This is a genomic window from Streptomyces sp. NPDC085866, from assembly GCF_044541035.1.
In the GTDB taxonomy this organism is placed as follows: domain Bacteria; phylum Actinomycetota; class Actinomycetes; order Streptomycetales; family Streptomycetaceae; genus Streptomyces.
This window is the reverse complement of record NZ_JBITSQ010000005.1, coordinates 377,213-395,238: the sequence shown is the minus strand read 5'-3', so window position 1 is coordinate 395,238 and position 18,026 is coordinate 377,213. Positions and strand designations below refer to the sequence as shown.

The following is an 18,026-nucleotide window of genomic DNA, read 5'->3' as shown; positions in this document are numbered from 1 at the left end:
CAGGACCCGTCTCACCCCACGGGACGCGCCGGCTCGTCAGGCGGTCAGTCCGTCACGACCAGAGCTGGTAGACGTTTCCGTCGTTGCACTCGTGCGTGTAGACCTTGTTGGCGTCGTTGGCGTCGAGGCATTCGCCGGTAGCCACGTTCTTCAGCTTCCAGCCGTCACCGGTATTGATCTCCTGCCAGCGCTGGTAGTTGTTTCGGCCGCTGCTGCAGGCCTCCACGTAGGCGTCGTGGTCGGTGTACCCGGCGAGGCAGGAGCCCGGGACCTCCGCCATCCGCTCGATCCAGACGTCGCCTCCGACATTGACGTCATGCCACTTCGCGGCGCCGAACGAGCAAGGGTAGAGGCCCACGTCGTTCCAGCCGAGGTGGTGGTCCCACATGCCGGAGAGACAGCCTCCGCCGCGCTTGTGGTTCCACACGACGTCACCGTCGGCATGGGCCGCGGTACTCACCCCGACGACCAGAAGCGGCGCGGCAAGTGCTGCCCCCAGCACGCGCCCAATACGCTGCCGAATCATTTCCGTTCCCTCTCGTTGTGGCGATCTGCGGCAGGTCGTCTCGGACTCAGTACCAGAGCTGGTAGACGTTTCCGTCGTTGCACTCGTGCATGTAGACGGAGCTTCCGTTGCTGTCGAGGCATTCGCGCGTCTGACGGTTCCGCAGCTTCCAGCCGTCACCGGTGTCGATCTCGTCCCAGCGCTGGTAGTTGTTTCCGCTGCAGGACTCCAGGTAGACGTCATGGTCCGTGTAGGCCGTCATGCAGTAGCCGAGGTTGGTCGCGTCCTTCTCCAGCCAGCTTCCGTCGCTCTGGTGCACGTCGTGCCAGAAGGCGACGGTGTTGTGACAGCTGTCGACCTCGACGTCGTCCGGCGTGCCTGCCCAGTTGTAGCTCGGCTCCAGGCACATGTTGTCCCGCTTGTGGGTCCAGTGAACGTCCGAGTCGGCGTGCGCCGCCACGCTCGTCGCCAGCACGAAGAGCGGAGCGAGTGCCATCGTTCCGACCGCTTGAGCAACGCGCTTGACACGCATGCCTGTTCCCCCTGTTTCGCACTTCGGTCATTTTTTCCGGACTACCTCGGAGTCCGGACCACGCAGGCGCCGACTCCCCGCCGACGCCCCACGCAACCGTATGCAGCCGCCCACCGCCGAGCAGTACGCAAAGACCGCTGGGACGCGTCCCGCCGCCATCTCACCGACGTGACCAGCGACTTGGGACACCTGGACTCCGCATCCCTGGGACGTTCCACGTCACGTACCGAGGGGGTGAGGGATTGCGATGGCCGCGGCCATGGGGCTGTGCAGGCCGGCCCGGCAACGCCCCGTAGGTCACGTGAGCTTCCCAAGCTGATGCCGGCCAGGAGCGCCGGGCCAGGCCGGTTGATGGCGACAGCGCGTTTGGACCGCAGCCGAACGACGTCAGAGGAACGGATCAGGCCGCAGGTGTTTCCTGCTCAGTGGTCGGAGGCGTTACAGCCGTCGTGCCGCGTGGCTCTGCCTGCGGTCCCGCCGTGATCAGCTTCGCCGGCAGCTCGGTTGCTTCAGGGCGAACAGTCCCAAGTTGCACCAGCCCGTCACCGACAGCGGTCCGCTGCCGCCTTGGCAGGGCTCCAGGGGTGTGAAACGCTTGATCCATGACATATCCATCCCCCGTCTGCATGTCGATCTCGAACGAGTGAGCCCGGCTGCTCTGTCGGGAGTCCACCCGGGTCCAGGCTCCCGTTCGGGGAGTGAGGAACAGCCATGACGACGACCGAGCACGCTCACCACGGCGACGATCACAGTGACCCCACCTTGTACCGCTCTCCGGCGGATGCCGTCGCCGCACCCCCTGAGAAGCTCGCCTACGTAGTCGGTTTCGACCCGACCGCACAGCGCGCCGACGCATTGTTCACGGTGGATACCGACCCCGAATCCTCCGCATACGGCCGTGTGACCTCCCACGCCGAGCTGCCCGACCCGGGCAACGAACTGCACCACTTCGGCTGGAACGCCTGCTCGAGCGCGCTTGCCCACTCCGGTCACCAGCACGCTGAACGGCGATACCTCATCGTCCCGGGACTGCGCTCGTCCCGGCTGCACGTCTTCGACACCAGCCCCGATCCCGATCGCCCCCGCCTGGTGAAGGTGGTCCAGCCCGAGGAGCTGGCTGCCAAGGCCGGGTACTCCCGCCCCCACACACTCCACTGCGGCCCTGACGGAATGTTCCTGTCCTGCCTGGGCGGCGCGGACGGTGCGGACGGCCCTGGCGGCGTCGCGCTGCTGGACCACGAAAACTTCGAGGTGCTGCGCGCCTGGGAGAGCGACCGCGGACCGCAGCGGCTCGCCTACGACGTTTGGTGGCATCTGCGCCGGAACATCGCCGTGACCAGCGAGTGGGGGTCCCCCTCGATGATCGAGGACGGCCTTGTCCCCGAACTGCTGCTGGGTCGCCAGTACGGCCATTCACTGCACTTCTGGGAGCTGGACTCCGGCCGGCATCTGCAGAGCGTCGACCTCGGGGACGAGAACCAGATGGTCCTGGAACTGCGCCCGGCGCACGACCCCGAGGTGACATGGGGGTTCACAAACACCGTGGTCAATGTGGAGGACCTGTCGGCATCGGTCTGGTTGTGGAACCGGGAGGGCGAGGACTTCGTGATCCGCAAGGTGATCACCGTCCCGGCCGAGCCCGCGCGAACGGAGGACCTGCCCCCGGCGCTGCAGCCGTTCGGCGCCGTGCCGCCATTGATCACCGACATCGACCTGTCGGTGGACGACCAGTGGCTGTACGTATCCGCCTGGGGAACCGGTGACCTGCTGCAGTACGACGTGAGCGACCCGTTCCGTCCCAGGCAGACCGCGGCCGTGCGTCTCGGCGGCATCGTCACCCGACAGCCGCACCCCGCCGAGCCGGACACACCACTGACCGGCGGAGCACAGATGGTCGAGCTCAGCCGGGACGGACGGCGGGTGTACCTGACGAACTCCTTGTATGCGGCCTGGGACGAGCAGTTCTATCCCGCGGGCATCGACCCGTGGATGGTCAAACTCGACGCCGACACCGTGCACGGCGGGCTCCTGGTCGACAGCGGCTTCTTCCCGCACGGCAGGGAGTTTTCCGGGTTGCGCGTGCACCAGACGCGCCTGCAAGGCGGCGACGCCTCCTCGGATTCGTACTGCTACCGCCGATGACATGCTGCTCTCCGTGCTCTCGGCGGCAGGCGCGCAGACCGACGAAGGGACCGGGTGGCAGCTGCCCTCCACCGAAACGCTGGTGGCCGTGGTCCTGGTGGCTGTGGCCACCACGGTCGGCGCCTGGTTGGCACGGCGCGGATCCGGCCGGTCGGAGCTCCTGCTCGCCACGGCGTCGGGGATTCTGCTGATCATCGCGGTCCTCGACCTTCTGCCCGACGCGTGGGACGAAGCGAAAGAGGTCGGCGTGCCGCAGTGGGCAGTGCCGCTCGCCGCGCTCGCCTCGTACGGGGTGACGGGTGCCGTGGCCCGTATCGGCTGCCCGTGCGAGCGGGGTCGTGCGGGCGGCATCGGCTCAGCATCGGGGCTCGCTCTGCACCGCTTTCTGGAGGGGGCGACCCTGGCACTGACCCCGTCAGTCGCCGTGATGGCGGCGCTCCTGGTTCACTCAGCCGGCGAGGGGCTGGCGCTGGCCGCCCTGCTGGGAGTCCATCCGAAGCGGCGCGTGGCTCCATGGATCGCGCTGGCCTGCTTGAGTCCGGTCGCGGGAGCCTTCGTGACGAGCGCCTTGCCCGTCCCGGACGGCCTCGTGCCACTGCTGCTCGCCCTCATCGGCGGCGTACTCGCACAGGCGGCCTGGATGGCGCTCGTACTCGCCCATCAGCAGCGGCCCGCGGACCGGCGAGTTCTCGCAGTCCCGGCCGCGGCGGCGATGACTCTCGCCGCCGTCCTCACCGCGCTTGTCCTCCTTGTCGGGGCAGACAACCACTGAAGCACCACCGACAGTCAGTGGGGGTTCACCGGCCGACTGCGGCCGGGCCGCAGTCCGATCGGGTTCCAGACGGTCTGGAACCCGATCGGACTGAACCGGGCGGTAGATGCCGGCGATGTGGATTGCAGCCAGGTAGGTGGTGGCGGTCTTCTCGTTGCGGGTGGCGATGCCGCGCCGCTGCTTCAATCGGTTTCCTGGTGAGTCTTGCTCGGCATTCGAACGACGAGGAGGGCGACGTCGTCAATGCCGGATGGCTGGACGCGGCGAAGGAGTTGGTCGGTGAAGGAGTCCAGCGGCCGGTGCGCGAGGGCAGCGGCGTGTTGTCGGAGCCGGTTGAGGCCGTCATCTAGAGACTGACCGGGCGCCTCGATGAGGCCGTCGGTGTACAGCAGCAGAGTGGACCCGGGCGGCAGCACGGCGGTGGCATCGGAGCGGGAAGTGCGAGCTCCGGTTCCCAGCAGCAGGCCGTGGCCACCGGTGAGGTAGTGGGCCAGGCCGTCGCGGGTGATGAGCAGGGGCGGGGGGTGGCCGGCGTTGGTCCAGGACATTTGCCAGTCCCCGTCGTCTGTTTCGGTCACCCGGGCAAAGATGAGGGTGGCCATGGCGACGTCGGTGATGGGCATGATCGCCTCATCGAGCCGCTCGACGACCCGGCTGGGGGGTTCTTGCTGGGACCAGCCGTACGCGCGGAGCATGTTGCGCAGCTGGGCCATACCGGCCGCGGCCTCCAGGTCGTGGCCTACGACGTCGCCGACGGCCAACGCTGTGGCGCCGTCCGGAAGAGTGAAGGCGTCGTACCAGTCGCCGCCGACCTGCGAGGCGTCGGGGGCGGGCAGGTAGCGGACGGTCATCTCCAAGCCAGGAACGCGTGGCATCTGCGGCAGCAGATGGTTTTGCATGGTTTCGGCGACCTTACGCTGGCGCTGGTAGAGCCGAGCGTTGTCCAGGGCAATGCCGGCTCGGCGAGCGATGTCCTCCAGCAGGGTGAGGTCGGCCCCGGTGAAGTTCCCCGGCTTCCCGGCACGGCCCAAGGTAAGGGCTCCGAGGACATCGTGGGTGCCGCGCAGGGGCACGATGGCAGCGGAGTGCATGCCAGTGGCCTCGAACAGTCGGCGCTGCTCCGCTGCGATCCCGGAATCCGGAGCGCCCTGGTAGGTCTCGGGTCCGGCCAGGGCAGAGGCGGCGCCGCGCAGAGCCCGGGACAGGGGCATCGGGGACTCTGCCGGGACCGGCGGCATGGGCCCCTGCAGGTCCTCGTGCTGCACCAGGGTGTTCCCGTCAGCCTGGAACACGGCGGTGCGCCACACCTCGTCGCGTTCGGTGATCAGGTCGATGACGACCCAGTCCGCCAGTCGGGGCAGAACCAGGGACACCAATCGGTCCAGGGCTTCGTCCACAACAAATGTGGAGGTCAGCTGGCTGGTGGTTTCAGCCAGCAAGGCAAGTCGCTCGAATTCGCTCAGCCGGTCGGCGGTCTGTTCCGGACGCGCACCAGTGCCCTGTGGCCCGCGGTGCAGCAGCTCGTGGGCATCCTGGCCGACGAGCTCTTCGGCGGAACGACCCAGCAGACGCTCAGCAAGGCTGTTGACGGCGACGATGCGGCCCCGCTCGTCAACGACGTAGGTGGCAGCACCGATGGCCTCCAGTGCGTCCGTGAGCCGGACATCAGGTACGCCCCTCGCCTTCCTGAAATCAGTCTGCGTGGCTTCCGGCTCCGTCATTTCCGCGCCTCCTGGAGATCGGGCTTCCGTGCTCCGCTCGCTCGGCCGTTGCGCGAGGTCCCCGCGTCTCTATCTACATGCCCGCCGCCGGGATAACCAGATCTGTCATTGGGTGCCCGCAGACCACTACCGGATCAGTAAGCGACGGACCCGTCTTCCGGAGACGGGTCCGTCGCCCAGCTTCCCCTGCGCAGCACCCCGAGGTGGACGTCGTCCGGTCTCATCGCCCACGTCAGTCGTCGATCACTCATCATCCGATTGTCATCTAAAGGGATAAATGGCAGTGATGTGGGGATTCGCAGGGGGGAAACTCTACGTCCCCGAGGAGCGTGTTCGCATGTCAACAGGAACGCTTCTGGCGATCATCATTCCGATCGTGGTGCTGCTCGCCCTGGCTGCCCTAGCGGTCTCACTCGTGATGCGAAGGCGTCACCTCCGTGAGCGCTTCGGCCCGGAGTACGAACGAACCGTCGAGGGATCCGACGGCCGGCGAGCCGCTGAACGTGAGCTCAGGGAGCGCGAGAAACGACACGATTCGCTGGACATCAAACCGCTTCCGCCGGTGTCGCGGAACCGCTACGCGCAGGAGTGGAGCAGCGTGCAGGAGGAATTCGTGGACCGGCCGGAGGAGGCGGTGCACGACGCGGACCGGCTTGTGACCGCTTTGATGCACGATCGCGGCTACCCGACCGAAGGGTTTGAACAGCAGATGAAGGACCTCTCGGTGGAGCACGGGCGCACCCTTGAGCACTACCGTGCCGCCCACGACGTGGAGGCCCTCCGCGGCCGCAGCCAGGCGACGACCGAGCAGCTGAGGGGTGCAATGGTGCACTACCGCGCGCTGTTCAACGAGTTGCTCTCCGATGGCGGCCAGGCCCATCCTGCCCGTCCCTGACGCCGACTCGGAATGGAGGAACGCCATGCACGGCAACGAGGAGAGGGACCGCACCGCAGGCGGTCTGACCACCGATGACCTCGCACAGCCCTCCGGCACCACAACGCAGACGCCGGAAGGAACAGAGGAAGCATCGTCGAGGGCGGCGATCTACCCCGGTGAGGCCACCCCGACTTCACAGAACCCGACCGACGAGGCCGGCGAAAACCGGTCCCCTGCCGGGAACGGCGCCCGAGCCGGTGCGGCGGGCAGCCCGCGGACCCCGGATACCTCGGACGCCTCGGACGCCTCGGACGACGAAGCTCCGCAACTCCTGACGGACGACGAGGACCAGGGCTTCCGCGACCGCTGGCAGAAGATCCAGAACAGGTTCGTGGACGACCCCCGGGAGGCCGTACACGATGCGGACTCCCTCGTCGCAGACGTGATGCAGACGCTGGCCACCACGTTCGCTCAGCACAAGAAGGACCTGGAGGAACAGTGGGGCCAGGGGGAGCAGGTAGAAACAGAGGAACTGCGCAGGGCTCTACGTCGTTACCGCTCCTTCTTCAACCGGCTGCTCAGTACGTAGGACCCCGTACATGAGCCCGGGCCACAAGAAGGGCTTTCCCCCTGCCTCAAGGGCACCCGGTCGGTGAGCGCGGAGGTACTGAGATGAGTACCGGAGAGAAAGTCAAGGCAAAGGCCGAACAGATTGTAGGAAAAACCGTGCGCAAGGTGGCCCACGCGGTGCACAAGGAAACCCTCGCGGCAAAGGGTTCCGCCCTCGAAACGCGGGGCAGGATGCGGGGCACGAAAGAGAGGGCCAAGGACTCGTTCAAGCGCTGACGGTGTCGTGGCCATCCTGTCCGGGAGCGTGATCTTGAGGGCCCTTTCGGCTGGTCAGTAGCTGTTTCCCCGCGACCGGCACGGGGCCCCTTGAACCAGACCGCCAGAGTACGCAGAAAGCCCCGGATCGCTCCGGGGCTTTGTGCGTGTCGTGCTGCAGCCGCTCATCTGACCCGCTATTGCACATCTGTGACAGCGAGCGCACAGCTCCGTCACCCCCCGTTGGAAGACTTCTCTCATCGCGGAGGGCAGCAAGCCGAGCGGACCGGTTCAGGTCCCGGGGACGGCGGGCGGTTCCCGCGAAACTCTCGTCGAAGCATCATCCACATCCTGGGGGAACGTCGATGTCCGCTCGTAACCGTCGGAGCACCGCAGCCGTCACCACCGCGGGTGCCGCCGCACTGCTCACCCTGTGCGGCACGGCCGCCACCGCGACGGCCGCTCCGTCCTCCGGCGGCGATGCCAAGGGCAGCGCCGCGATGGTCGCCGCAGCCGCGTCCGCTCAGGCAGTCACCGTGCCCAGGGGACTGACCATCAGCAACGGCACCCGCCACGTCATGGTCAACGGCAAGTCGATCGACTTCGGCACCCCCGTCCGTGACCTGGCCTGGAACCCCAGCGGCAGCAAGGCCGCCTTCGTCGACGGGCACGGCGACCTCGTCGTCTCCAACCCCGACGGCAGCCACCGCGTCACCGTCGCCGCCAACCCGGGCGGGCAGACCTGGTCGCACCCCACCTGGCAGGTGACCGCCGCCGACCGGGCGAACCAGATCCCCGCGAAGAACAACCTCATCTTCTCGGCCAAGATCCACGGCAGCACCGTCCTGGAGGGTCTCAAGGCCACCAGCAACCATGGCAAGCCGACCAAGATCAGCCTGAACGGCGAGCCAGGAGAAGGCAACGTCCCCCAGACCAACAACACCTGGCCGAACGTCGGCGGCAGCTACGGCACGGCCGTCTACGAGAACACCCACACCGGCGAGGTCTACATCCGCGACGACTACCTGCGCCAGCAGGGCGGCGCGCTGACCAAGGGTTCCGAGCCCGCCCTCTCCTCCGACAACGAGGAAGTCGTCTTCGTCCGCTCCGTCCACGGGCACGACCACCTCTTCGTCGAGGACTTCGGCGGCTCCACCGACGTCGTCAAGGACGTCACCCCCAACGCCACCACCGACTACACCGAGCCCACCTGGTCGCCCAACGGCAAGACCATCGCCTTCCGCGCCCCGACCGGTACGTACACGATCACGAAGACCGCCCACGGCTTCGGTAACCCCGTCAAGGTCTCCAAGCACACCGGCCTGCCCGCCTACCGCGGCTGACCGCCGCCCAACCGGCCGCCGCTGCGGGCGAGTTCAGCCTGGAGCTCCGGCAGGTGCTGGTCGGCCGTGTCATGCGGCAGGTACTCGACCACATCGAGAAAACGGAACAGGACCTGGGCTTTGGTGACGGCGAACTCGTAGTCGCCGTATCCCACCACGGCACCCATCTCCCCACGAACAGCGCCCCGGACGACATGCGCGGTCATGTCGTCCGGGCTTTGTGCCGTCAGCCCCCGCCGAGCGTTGGGGCGCGCCAGATACGGGCAGACCATCGAGGCGTAGAGCATGCACGCGCGGTGCCCCGGAGCCTCCAGGGTCGCCGCCATGTTGCGGTACGGCCGCCCGGCGGCGAGGGCCTCGCGGATCGCGGCACTCTCCGCGGCACCGACCACCCGCCACACCGGCCCTCTGGGCATCAGGGTGTTGCAGACCGAACACAGCCGCTGTCGCGCGCACTCGGCGCTGCGCCCGTAGTCGGTGAGCGCGAACTGGGGCTCGTCGCCCTCCCACGGGGTGATGGCGGGAACCGGATAGCCACGGCTGTCACGAGGCCTGGCCTCGACGGTCGCCGGCATGGGAACGGAATCGAATCGCACACCCCATGGTGAACCAGATGGCCTCGCCACCGCGACGGTTGTCGGGGATGTAGCAACCGGCCCCGCCCCTCAGCGTCCCCTTGGGGTCGATGCGCGACCTGTACGACCGTCTCCGACCGATCTCTGTAGAGCCACGGTCCACCACCGGGCTCTACACCACTCGCCTAACACGAGACGGACAGTTCCGTCAAGCCACGCGTTTATGCGGCATGACGGACATCTACCACTCCTTGTCTCCTGGTTGCAGGGCCGCATCGAAGCAAAGGACAGCGGCCCCGCAAGACCTTCGAGATCGAGGTGGAATCCCATGAGCACGCAGAATCACGTACCGAGCGAAACGATGGAACGTGCCGGCCGCCCGGCCCCCGCACAGGACTCGCACGTGATCGCCGCGCCGGCCGGTACGCCCTACCACCGGTTGGCGCGGACCGAACGGTACCGCTGGTGGCAGCCACTGGTCGCCACGCTGGTCGCCGGGGCAGGCTGGTGGCTGTCCCTGTTCCCGTTGGGGTTCGTATTGGGCGGGGCAGCCGCGCTGGCCGGAGTCGAGCTGGGCGGTCCCCAGGACCTGCTGTTCGCCGATCCCCTGTGGAACGACGCCACCTTGTTGCTCATGTTGGCGCTCATGCTCCCGATGGTGCTGCTCGCCGCACGCCAGGTGCAGCGCCGGCCGGCAGGCAGCCTGTCCTCGGTGACCGGCCGGGTGCGCTGGCGTTGGCTGCTGGTCTGCTTGGGGGTGGCCGTGGCCGCGGCAGTGCTCCTGATCTTCCTGGCGGCCACCCTCACCCTCTTGTTCGGGGCCGGCGTGGACGGTGCGGCGTCCAACGCATGGGTGGGCTGGCCGACGTTCCTGGCCTCCGCCGTGGTGTTCGTCCTGCTGGTGCCGTTCCAGGCCGCCGCGGAGGAGTACGTCTTCCGAGGCTGGATCCCCCAGGTCTTCGGCTGTTACCTGCGCACCCCCTGGGTCGGCGGCGTCGTCGGCGCTCTGCTCTTCGCCCTGGCTCACGGACTGGGCACCCCGTGGGGCTTCGCCGACCTGGTCCTGTTCGGTCTCGTCCTGAGTTTCCTCGTGATCCGTACCGGTGGCCTGGAGGCGGCCGTCGCCTACCACGTGGGCACCAACCTGGTTCTCATGATCCTCGCCGCCACCACCGCGGGCGGCGTCGCCGACCACCGAACCGCCGCGGACGGCTCCTGGGAACTGCTGGTGGCCGGAGCGGTCGCGCTGGCGCTGTACGCGTGGGTGGTCCTGCACCTGAGCCGCCGGCTCCACATCGCCCGCACGGCGCCCGCACCCGTTGCGGTTCCGGCGTCCGCGGTGTCCGGCAGCCCCGCCTGCTGACGGGGGCGTGGCCACAACGTCAGGAACGCGACTCTCGCATCCCCGCCGACGCGGCGGGCCGGATCACGGAAGTGGGCCGAGTCACGGAGGTGACCCGGCCCACTGGCGTATGCCCGAAATGCACTGGGCGGGCTCGGGGTGCGGAAGGGCAGCTCCGGCCCGCAGGAGGCAACCTGAAGCTGCGATCGCCCGCATCAATGAGGAGGGAAGCGCGTCATGGCCGGACTGGCAGGGTTGCCCGGCAGGGAGTGGATGATCCGGGACGCGAAAGGCCGCAAGCACAGCTACGACTCGGAAGCAGAGGCGTTCGAAGCGCTTCCTGAGCACGGGGAAGGGGCTACGGTGTGGACCCGCGACGTCTATCGCGTGCTCTTCATCACGCGGTCCGTCGAGGGCTGGCAGCAGGTCACCAAGCCGTGCGACTAGCGTGTCCCCCACGTACCCGATCGGACGGCAAGCCACGGGGATCAGCGGGGGACATCAGCGACAATCCCAAGAACATGCAGGTCAGCAGCTTGGCCAGGCCGGACCCCATCCGGTTGCACGATCTTCCGGACTGGCGCCCCGGGACACGTGCGGCGGGTTCGACCGGGCCGCCGGACTCCCCGACCGCGCCTGCGTCCTGCCCCGGCCCAGCGGAGGACGGGCGTCACTGATCCGGTGCGTTGGTGACGGGCAAGCCACCGCCGCCGGCACCGACTGGCCCACCTGAGCCGCAACCCCTTGCCTGCGGTCACCCGCAGGAGGAAGATCCTGCCGATCAAGGGAGCTGTGATGCTGCGGTTCATGGACTGGTCCGTAGTCGCGATGGGGTGCCTGCTGGTTCTCGGGAGCCTCGTCAGCCGGTGGTGGGCGGCCCGGAAGGGAGAGGGCCTCGACCAGGGCGTGCGCTTCCTGTGGGCGTGGCTTCCCTTCCTGATGGGTCTAGGGATGATCGGCGCCAAGGTGCCGGGTCTGCTGCACGCGCCCCACCCCGTTGTCGAGATCGTTGACGCGCTCAACTTCATGCTGGCCGTAACGGTGTTGGTCTACGTCCTTCGGACGGGGCGTCGCATCTTCCGGGCGCGCGGCACCATGTGACAGCAGACAAGATCCGTCGACAGTGGTCGGTGGGTGGAGGTCCGCCCGCGGACCGGGGGGAGCGACGAACCCCTTTCCGAAGCTCGAAAATGCGGCTCGTGCGTATGACAACGAACAGTGCCTTGGCGTACAACATGCTGGCGTCACCTGCTGTCGCCGGATCAGCGGCACAGCGCGCCCTCACCTCCTGGGAGAACGTGTGCTCCTGAGCGATGCGGATGGCCTCTTCGCTGCCCTGGCCGCCCTGAAACTGCCGCGCGGCGAGTACGTGGTGTGCGGGTCTGCCGCGCTCTACGTACGCGGTCTGCGTGCTCGCATGGGAGACCTGGACGTTCTCGCCCGGGGTGAGGCCTGGGAGCGGGCCCTCGCACTGGGCGCTCCGGAGTCGACGGTCTCGGGGTACGGCCTGCGGGTTGTCCATCCGACGGCTTCCATCGAGATCATGGACCGCTGGACCCCGGGTTGGTCGACCGACCGGCTGATCGACGACGCCGATGTCATCGACGGCGTTCCCTTCATGCGGCTTGGAGACATTCTGCGGTGGAAGATCGCGGCTGCCAGGCCGAAGGACCACGCCGATGTCGCAGCGATCCGGCATCTCTACCGCATCTGGACGGGCGAGGCAGCGCCGCTCTCGCCTCCTTTCTCGGCTGCGCAGGAGCTTGGGCAGCCCGCCGCCGAGGAGGAGACGCCGGCGGAAGGAAAGGACCTTCGCGGTCTCCCAGGTGCCCGGCTGTCCGACTGAAGCCGTGAGCCGTGTCGGAGACTGCACGGGGGGTGGCAGCGAACCGCACACCGCCGGGGCCGCCTCCGGGGTGTCCGGCACGGTCGCAACCGAGGCTGCCGGAACGTCACCACGGTGCCGGGACGAGCCGTATGGGGCCCGTGATGCAATGGAGCCCGACGGAGCAGATCTCGGTGTGGGGTGGGGCGTGTTGAGTAACAGTGGGCCCGATGCGGGGAGTTTCGAGCCGTTGGAGGACGGCGATCCGCGGACCGTGGGCGGTTACCGGCTGGTGGCCCGGCTCGGGGCCGGCGGCATGGGGCGGGTCTATCTCTCGCACACCCCGGGCGGACGCGCCGTCGCGGTCAAGGTGATCCGGCCCGAACTGGCCGAGAACACCGAGTTCCGCAAGCGGTTCCAGGCCGAGGTCGCCGCGGCGAGCCGGGTCCACGGGATCTACACCGCTCCCGTCGTGGACAGCGACACCGAGGGGGCCGTGCCGTGGTGCGCGACCGCCTACGTGCCGGGGCCCTCCCTCTCCGAGGCGGTTCGCGATCACGGGCCGCTGCCCGTCGACACCGTGCTGCGCCTGATCGCCGGTGTCGCGGAGGCACTCCAGGCCGTGCACCGCGAAGGCATCGTGCACCGGGACCTCAAGCCGTCGAACGTGCTGCTCGCCTCCGACGGCCCGCGCGTGATCGACTTCGGCGTGGCGCGCGCGGCTGACGCCACGTCACTGACCCAGAGCGGTACGGCTCTGGGCACGGTCGCCTACATGGCGCCGGAGCAGGTGCTCGGCGCGGAGGCCGCCCCCGCTGCCGACGTGTTCGCGCTCGGGCAGACCGCCGTGTTCGCGGCGACGGGCGGCGCCGCGTTCGGTGACGGTGATCCGCACGCGGTGCTGTACCGGGTGGTGCACGCGGAGCCCGATCTCAGCCGTGTGCCGGCCGAGATACAGGATCTGGTGGCCCGGTGTCTGCGCAAGCCCGCCGCCGAGCGGCCCACCGTCGAGGAGGTCATCCGCTCCGTCCAGGAGATCCAGGCGTACCGCGGTGACGAGGCGCGGTTCGCGTCCGGGGCGTGGCTGCCGGGCGAGTTGGCCGCGGGAATCGAGGCTCGGGCCGCGGACGCCGATCAGACCCGGGGGCGGGCGGTGGATACGGGTGGTACGACGGCTCGGGCCACTCCCCCCGCGGGCGCCTTCGGGGCTTTCGGGGAAGCCGGCGGTCCCGGTGCTCCCCATGCGCCGGGTACTCCTGGCGCTTTCCCCTCCGCCGGTCCCGGCGCGTTCGGGCCGCCGGCCGCCTACGCTCCCACCCCGCCGTCCCACGCCGCGCTGCCCGGGCCCTTCGTCATGGCGCCGGGGGCCGTGCCGGGTGCGTACGCCCCGGTCGGCGGGCCGCAGCCGCAGGCCCCTGCCGACGCACAGACCGCGCCGGTGGCCGCGGGTCGCAAGGGCCGCAAGGGACGGATGTGGCTGTTGTCCGCGGCCGCCGTCGTACTCGTCGCCTGTGGGGCGGCCGTCACCTTGCTGTTCGTTCCGGGGGGCGGTGACAAGGGTGGTGCGCACACGCGGGAAGTGGCCGCGTCGCACTCGGCCGCGACCACCGAGCCGTCGCCGTCGCCGTCCGACTCGCCGTCCGCCAAGGCCTCGAAGAAGGCGAAGGCCACCAAGTCCGCTGTGCCGCCCAGCCCTTCGGGGCCCCCGACGCCCACGCGGACCGTGTCCTCGGCGCCGCCGAGCACCGCGGCGAGCAAGCCCGCGGCTCCGAAGGCGCCCGTCCCGGTGACGTACGCCGGGATCCGGATGACCAAGAGCCACGACCTGTATCTGGCGGACAGCCCGGTGCGGGCCAAGGCGGACACCGGTACCTCCGACGAGGATCTGACCTACGCCGTCTACTCCTCGGGCGCGCTCCTCGCCCCCGGCACCACCTCCGGCAGCTCTCTGGCGCTGCTGCCCGTGGGCCGACAGGGGAGCCTGGACGTGTGCAAGGCGGCGACCGGCTACAAGAGCTACATCTGGATCAAGGACCTCACCGTCGGCCGGCAGATGTGTGTGATCAGCGGGACGGGGCACGTGGGGCTGGTGACGTTCCGGGGCTCGTCCGGGACGACGTACGCCGATCTGGACGTGAAGGTGTGGCGTAACGCGGCCTAGGTCCGATACTGACGGACGTGATGGACAGGTGGGTCTCCCGCCCCCTGGGAGACCCCCCATGGCTGAACGCGAGCTTGCGGGACGCGTCCGGTCGACGGCTACCGCGCGCTGGGTCCCTGCATCGACTCCTCGTCGTCGTTCGCGGCGTACGGGTGGACGAAGTCCTCGTCGTCGTAGGGGGTGAACCAGTCGCCCGCTCCGGTGGGGTCGATGTCCAGGTCGTCCTCGGTGAGGTCTCCCTCGATGCTGTCCGCGAAGGCCTCCAGGGCCGCGCTGACCTCCTCGGTGAGGAGGTCGTAGAGGTCGGCCGTCACCTCGGCCTGGGTGAGGAGGAATCTCAGCAGGAGCTCTTCCGCGATGCAGGTCGGACGGGTCGGGCGCGGCTGGGTGAGGCGGGCGGTCAGGGTCACCGCCGTGACGGTGAGGCGGCGGGCGAACAGGACGGTGTACTCGTCGGCGAACTGCGGGGGCAGATCGTCCAGGAGCATGAAGGTGGCGTCGCTCTCGGCCACGGTCGGACCGTCGTCCTCCAGGCTCGCGAGGTCGGTGAAGAGTTCGTCCACCAGGAGGTCGATGGCGAACACGAGGGCGCCGGCCGCGATCTCCGCCGCCTCCCGGCCGACGGTCCGCTTCTCGGGGTCGTCGCAGTGGCCGAAGCAGTCGAGGGGGAAGGCCGCCAGCACGGGTGCCAGGGAGCGGAGTCTGGAGCGCATGGCCTCGACCTCGGCCGGGTCGAGACGGCCCGCGGGCGGGGCGGGCTCGGCGGCCCGGTGGCGCCGGGCGCGTTCCGCCGGGTCGGACGGCGGGGCGTCGGGGCCGTCGGCCGCGTCGAGGCTCTCCTGGAGGAGTTCGGAGTTCAGCTCCACCGCGCAGCGGGTGATCTGCCAGTCGGCGAGCGGTTCGGTGCGTTCCAGGAGTTCTGCCACGACCTCACGGGCGGCGTCCTCCGCGAACTCCAGCGCCGGTGCGTCGACGAAGAGCTTCACCAGGACCCCACCGGGATGGGCGGCGATGACGTCGTCCATCAGCTCGATCTCCATGCCGTCGGGCCCCTCGACCGCCTCGAGCGAGTCGAACCCCTTCCTCAGCAGGAAGATGACGCCCTCCCGCTGGAGCGCGTCGAGTTCCGGAGCGCCCTTGGGAGGGGCCATGGCCACGGTCACCATGTATGTCACCCCCTCATCGTGCCCGAGTCGTCCCGCCTCGGGGGAGGGAATCAGGGGTCATCTTCAGCCGTCGGCCGCGCTCTCTCGGCTGGTGACCTTCGTGGCGGCATCCGCACGGCGCGGTCAGGCCGAGCGCTTGCGGGACGCCGTCTTCCTGGCCGGAGTCTTCTTCGCGGTCGTCCTGGCCGTGGACGTCGTCTTCGTGGTCTTCGCCGTGGACTTGGACGTCGTCTTCGCCGCGCTCGTCTTCGCCGCGCTCGCCTTCCCCGTGCTCGTCTTCGCGGCGGTCGTCTTCGCCGTCGACTTCCTGGCCGGTGTCGTCTTCTTCGCGACGGTCTTCTTCGCCGCCGTGGCCGTCGACTTCTTGCCGCCCGTCTCCTTCGGGGTGGCCCGGCCGTGCGCGAGGCGCCTGACCTCGGCCTCCTCCGTCGGGGCCGGTGCCTCGCCCCGGGACTCCCGGGCCGCGCGCACGCTCTTCTCCAGGGCCGCCATCAGGTCGAGCACCTTGCCGCCGGCGGCGGGCTCGGGGACCTCGGGCGGGGTCTCGCCGGCCGCCTTCGCCGCGATGACCTCCTCCAGCGCCTCGCGATACTTGTCGTGCAGGTCCTCCAGTTCGACCTCGCCGAGGGTGTCCATCAGGGCGTCCGCGAGGTCCAGTTCCTTGTCGCGGACGGTGACGTCCGCGTCCGGGGCGACGCCTTCGGGGGCGCGTACCTCGTCCGGCCAGAGCAGGCCGTGCATGGCGATGGCGTCGCCGACCACGCGCAGCATGCCCAGGCGTTCGCGGCCGCGCAACGCGTACTTGGCGATGGCGACCTTGTTGCTGCGTTTGAGGGCCTCGCGCAGGAGGGTGTACGGCTTGGCGGCGGGGGCTCCGCCGGCGGCGAGGTAGTAGGCCGCGTCCATCTGGAGCGGGTCGATCCGGTCGGCCGGCACGAAGGCGACGATCTCGATCGTGCGGGCGGTCGGGATCGGGAGGTGGGAGAGGTCCTCGTCGCTGATCGGGATGATCGTGCCGTCCGCGTCCTCGTACCCCTTGCCGATCTCGGCCTGGCCGACCTCGCGGTCCTCCAGTTCGCACACCTTGCGGTAGCGGATGCGGCCGTTGTCCTCGGTGTGGATCTGCCGGAAGGAGATCGAGTGGCTCTCGGTGGCGTTCACCAGCTTGATCGGGATGCTGACGAGACCGAAGGAGATGGCGCCGTTCCAGATGGATCGCACGTGCAGCACCCTTCCTTCCTTTTTTGGTATTACGTGGGTGTATGCCTGGAATGGTCATCCTATGACGCCCATCACCGACGTGGAGGGGCGGCGGGTCGCGCTCAGCAACCTGGAGAAGGTGCTGTATCCGGAGACCGGCTTCACCAAGGGGGAGCTGGTGCACTACTACGCGACCAGCGCCGAGGTGCTGCTGCCGCATCTGCGCGACCGCGCGGTGTCCTTCCTGCGCTATCCGGACGGGCCGGACGGACAGGTGTTCTTCACCAAGAACGTGCCGCCGGGTACGCCCGAGTGGGTCACGACCGCCGAGGTCCCGCGCTCGGAGGGGCCGGCCCGGATGGTGGTCGTACAGGACCTGCCGAGTCTGGTGTGGGCGGCGAACCTGGTGACCGAGTTCCACACGCACCAGTGGCTGGTCCAGTCGCCGGACGAGGCGGACCGGCTGGTGTTCGACCTGGATCCCGGGGCGCCCGCGACGATCGTGCACTGCTGCGACGTCGCGCTGTGGCTGCGGGAGCGGCTGGCCGCGGACGGGATCGAGGCGTACGCCAAGACGGCCGGGTCGAAGGGGCTGCATGTGCTGGCGGGCGTGCACGGGGGCTCGTCCGAGCGGGCCAGTGAGTACGCGAAGGCGCTCGCGGTGGAGGCGGAGCGGGCCATGCCGCGGCTGGTGGTGCACCGGATGACGCGGAGTCTGCGGCCGGGGAAGGTGTTCGTCGACTGGAGTCAGAACGCGGGGCGCAAGACCACGGCGGCGCCGTACACGCTGCGGGCGCGGCGGGTTCCGCTGGTGTCGGCGCCGGTGACGTGGGAGGAGGTCGCGGAGTGTCGGGCGGTGGGGCAGCTGGAGTTTGTGGCCGGGGACATGGCGCCGCGCTTGCAGGACCACGGGGATCTGCTGGCTCCGCTGCTGGACACCGGGCGGTCGGCGCCGCTGCCCTGAGGAGGGCTGTCGTCCCCGCCACCCCTGCCCGTCCCGTCGAGGGGGCTCCGCCCCCTGCGCCCCCTGCCGGGAGCTG

At 69.2% G+C, this 18,026-nt stretch carries 18 protein-coding genes; 12 read left to right on the top strand and 6 right to left on the bottom strand.

The window, feature by feature from the left end; all coding sequences use genetic code 11:
- Window positions 1-52: 52 nt before the first annotated feature.
- Both ACIF83_RS14870 and ACIF83_RS14865 read right to left on the bottom strand, forming a co-directional pair.
- A complete protein-coding gene (locus ACIF83_RS14870; RefSeq protein ID WP_393469279.1) occupies window positions 53-460 on the bottom strand; it encodes a ricin-type beta-trefoil lectin domain protein in 408 nt (135 codons plus the stop codon).
- 112 nt (window positions 461-572) lie between these two features.
- Entirely contained in the window at window positions 573-1,001 is a 429-nt protein-coding gene (locus tag ACIF83_RS14865) for a ricin-type beta-trefoil lectin domain protein (protein WP_393469276.1), read from the bottom strand.
- A 747-nt stretch (window positions 1,002-1,748) separates the two neighbouring features.
- On the opposite strand from ACIF83_RS14865, the gene ACIF83_RS14860 reads away from it, so the two are divergent.
- Window positions 1,749-3,179 (top strand): selenium-binding protein SBP56-related protein, encoded by a 1,431-nt coding sequence (locus tag ACIF83_RS14860; protein WP_399726850.1) that lies wholly within the window; start codon window positions 1,749-1,751, stop codon window positions 3,177-3,179.
- Between the two features lies 1 nt (window position 3,180).
- On the top strand, window positions 3,181-3,951 hold the full coding sequence (locus tag ACIF83_RS14855) for a hypothetical protein (RefSeq protein WP_393469270.1): 771 nt from the start codon (window positions 3,181-3,183) through the stop codon (window positions 3,949-3,951).
- A gap of 182 nt (window positions 3,952-4,133) precedes the next feature.
- On the opposite strand, the gene ACIF83_RS14850 is transcribed toward ACIF83_RS14855, so the two are convergent.
- Window positions 4,134-5,672 carry a SpoIIE family protein phosphatase gene (locus ACIF83_RS14850; RefSeq protein ID WP_399726847.1) on the bottom strand — a complete coding sequence of 513 codons (1,539 nt, stop codon included), beginning with the start codon at window positions 5,670-5,672 and terminating at the stop codon, window positions 4,134-4,136.
- A 337-nt stretch (window positions 5,673-6,009) separates the two neighbouring features.
- Here ACIF83_RS14850 and ACIF83_RS14845 point away from each other — a divergent pair, with 337 nt between their 5' ends.
- The 4 genes from ACIF83_RS14845 (at window position 6,010) to ACIF83_RS14830 (ending at window position 8,717) form a co-directional block, all read left to right on the top strand.
- A complete protein-coding gene (locus ACIF83_RS14845) occupies window positions 6,010-6,567 on the top strand; it encodes a hypothetical protein (protein WP_393469264.1) in 558 nt (185 codons plus the stop codon).
- Window positions 6,568-6,592: 25 nt separating this feature from the next.
- Window positions 6,593-7,138 carry a hypothetical protein gene (locus tag ACIF83_RS14840; RefSeq protein WP_393469261.1) on the top strand — a complete coding sequence of 182 codons (546 nt, stop codon included), beginning with the start codon at window positions 6,593-6,595 and terminating at the stop codon, window positions 7,136-7,138.
- Between the two features lie 83 nt (window positions 7,139-7,221).
- Complete coding sequence (locus tag ACIF83_RS14835) at window positions 7,222-7,395, top strand: hypothetical protein (protein WP_399726845.1); 174 nt, start codon at window positions 7,222-7,224, stop codon at window positions 7,393-7,395.
- Window positions 7,396-7,739: 344 nt separating this feature from the next.
- On the top strand, window positions 7,740-8,717 hold the full coding sequence (locus ACIF83_RS14830) for a TolB family protein (RefSeq protein ID WP_393469255.1): 978 nt from the start codon (window positions 7,740-7,742) through the stop codon (window positions 8,715-8,717).
- Here the strand turns inward: ACIF83_RS14830 and ACIF83_RS14825 are convergent.
- Window positions 8,705-9,292: a hypothetical protein gene (locus ACIF83_RS14825; protein WP_393469252.1), complete on the bottom strand. Its 588-nt coding sequence runs from the start codon at window positions 9,290-9,292 to the stop codon at window positions 8,705-8,707. The two genes, ACIF83_RS14830 and ACIF83_RS14825, sit on opposite strands and share 13 nt — an antisense overlap.
- A gap of 328 nt (window positions 9,293-9,620) precedes the next feature.
- On the opposite strand from ACIF83_RS14825, the gene ACIF83_RS14820 reads away from it, so the two are divergent.
- The 5 genes from ACIF83_RS14820 (at window position 9,621) to ACIF83_RS14800 (ending at window position 14,620) form a co-directional block, all read left to right on the top strand.
- Window positions 9,621-10,655 carry a lysostaphin resistance A-like protein gene (locus tag ACIF83_RS14820; RefSeq protein ID WP_399726842.1) on the top strand — a complete coding sequence of 345 codons (1,035 nt, stop codon included), beginning with the start codon at window positions 9,621-9,623 and terminating at the stop codon, window positions 10,653-10,655.
- Between the two features lie 216 nt (window positions 10,656-10,871).
- Entirely contained in the window at window positions 10,872-11,081 is a 210-nt protein-coding gene (locus ACIF83_RS14815) for a hypothetical protein (protein ID WP_393469248.1), read from the top strand.
- Window positions 11,082-11,429: 348 nt separating this feature from the next.
- Window positions 11,430-11,735 (top strand): hypothetical protein, encoded by a 306-nt coding sequence (locus ACIF83_RS14810; RefSeq protein ID WP_393469246.1) that lies wholly within the window; start codon window positions 11,430-11,432, stop codon window positions 11,733-11,735.
- Between the two features lie 199 nt (window positions 11,736-11,934).
- Complete coding sequence (locus ACIF83_RS14805; protein ID WP_399726839.1) at window positions 11,935-12,480, top strand: hypothetical protein; 546 nt, start codon at window positions 11,935-11,937, stop codon at window positions 12,478-12,480.
- A gap of 187 nt (window positions 12,481-12,667) precedes the next feature.
- Window positions 12,668-14,620, top strand: coding sequence for a protein kinase (locus tag ACIF83_RS14800; RefSeq protein ID WP_399726836.1), 1,953 nt, complete (start codon window positions 12,668-12,670; stop codon window positions 14,618-14,620).
- 98 nt (window positions 14,621-14,718) lie between these two features.
- On the opposite strand, the gene ACIF83_RS14795 is transcribed toward ACIF83_RS14800, so the two are convergent.
- Both ACIF83_RS14795 and ACIF83_RS14790 read right to left on the bottom strand, forming a co-directional pair.
- Window positions 14,719-15,786: a hypothetical protein gene (locus tag ACIF83_RS14795; RefSeq protein ID WP_399727169.1), complete on the bottom strand. Its 1,068-nt coding sequence runs from the start codon at window positions 15,784-15,786 to the stop codon at window positions 14,719-14,721.
- A gap of 123 nt (window positions 15,787-15,909) precedes the next feature.
- The gene (locus ACIF83_RS14790; RefSeq protein WP_399727166.1) at window positions 15,910-17,007 is read right to left on the bottom strand and encodes a Ku protein; all 1,098 of its coding nucleotides are present in this window, start codon (window positions 17,005-17,007) and stop codon (window positions 15,910-15,912) included.
- A 61-nt stretch (window positions 17,008-17,068) separates the two neighbouring features.
- Between ACIF83_RS14790 and ligD the strand changes: the two genes are divergently transcribed.
- Window positions 17,069-17,950, top strand: coding sequence for a non-homologous end-joining DNA ligase (gene ligD, locus ACIF83_RS14785; RefSeq protein WP_393469235.1), 882 nt, complete (start codon window positions 17,069-17,071; stop codon window positions 17,948-17,950).
- The last annotated feature ends 76 nt before the right edge of the window (window positions 17,951-18,026 follow it).

Bases quoted from the DNA above. Each gene is read 5' to 3' on its own strand.
- ACIF83_RS14865 (WP_393469276.1), bottom strand. From the start codon at position 1,001: ATGGCACTCGCTCCGCTCTTCGTGCTGGCGACGAGCGTGGCGGCGCAC.
- ACIF83_RS14860 (WP_399726850.1), top strand. From the start codon at position 1,749: ATGACGACGACCGAGCACGCTCACCACGGCGACGATCACAGTGACCCC.
- ACIF83_RS14855 (WP_393469270.1), top strand. From the start codon at position 3,181: ATGCTGCTCTCCGTGCTCTCGGCGGCAGGCGCGCAGACCGACGAAGGG.
- ACIF83_RS14850 (WP_399726847.1), bottom strand. From the start codon at position 5,672: ATGACGGAGCCGGAAGCCACGCAGACTGATTTCAGGAAGGCGAGGGGC.
- ACIF83_RS14845 (WP_393469264.1), top strand. From the start codon at position 6,010: ATGTCAACAGGAACGCTTCTGGCGATCATCATTCCGATCGTGGTGCTG.
- ACIF83_RS14840 (WP_393469261.1), top strand. From the start codon at position 6,593: ATGCACGGCAACGAGGAGAGGGACCGCACCGCAGGCGGTCTGACCACC.
- ACIF83_RS14835 (WP_399726845.1), top strand. From the start codon at position 7,222: ATGAGTACCGGAGAGAAAGTCAAGGCAAAGGCCGAACAGATTGTAGGA.
- ACIF83_RS14830 (WP_393469255.1), top strand. From the start codon at position 7,740: ATGTCCGCTCGTAACCGTCGGAGCACCGCAGCCGTCACCACCGCGGGT.
- ACIF83_RS14825 (WP_393469252.1), bottom strand. From the start codon at position 9,292: ATGCCGGCGACCGTCGAGGCCAGGCCTCGTGACAGCCGTGGCTATCCG.
- ACIF83_RS14820 (WP_399726842.1), top strand. From the start codon at position 9,621: ATGAGCACGCAGAATCACGTACCGAGCGAAACGATGGAACGTGCCGGC.
- ACIF83_RS14815 (WP_393469248.1), top strand. From the start codon at position 10,872: ATGGCCGGACTGGCAGGGTTGCCCGGCAGGGAGTGGATGATCCGGGAC.
- ACIF83_RS14810 (WP_393469246.1), top strand. From the start codon at position 11,430: ATGCTGCGGTTCATGGACTGGTCCGTAGTCGCGATGGGGTGCCTGCTG.
- ACIF83_RS14795 (WP_399727169.1), bottom strand. From the start codon at position 15,786: ATGGTGACCGTGGCCATGGCCCCTCCCAAGGGCGCTCCGGAACTCGAC.
- ligD (WP_393469235.1), top strand. From the start codon at position 17,069: ATGACGCCCATCACCGACGTGGAGGGGCGGCGGGTCGCGCTCAGCAAC.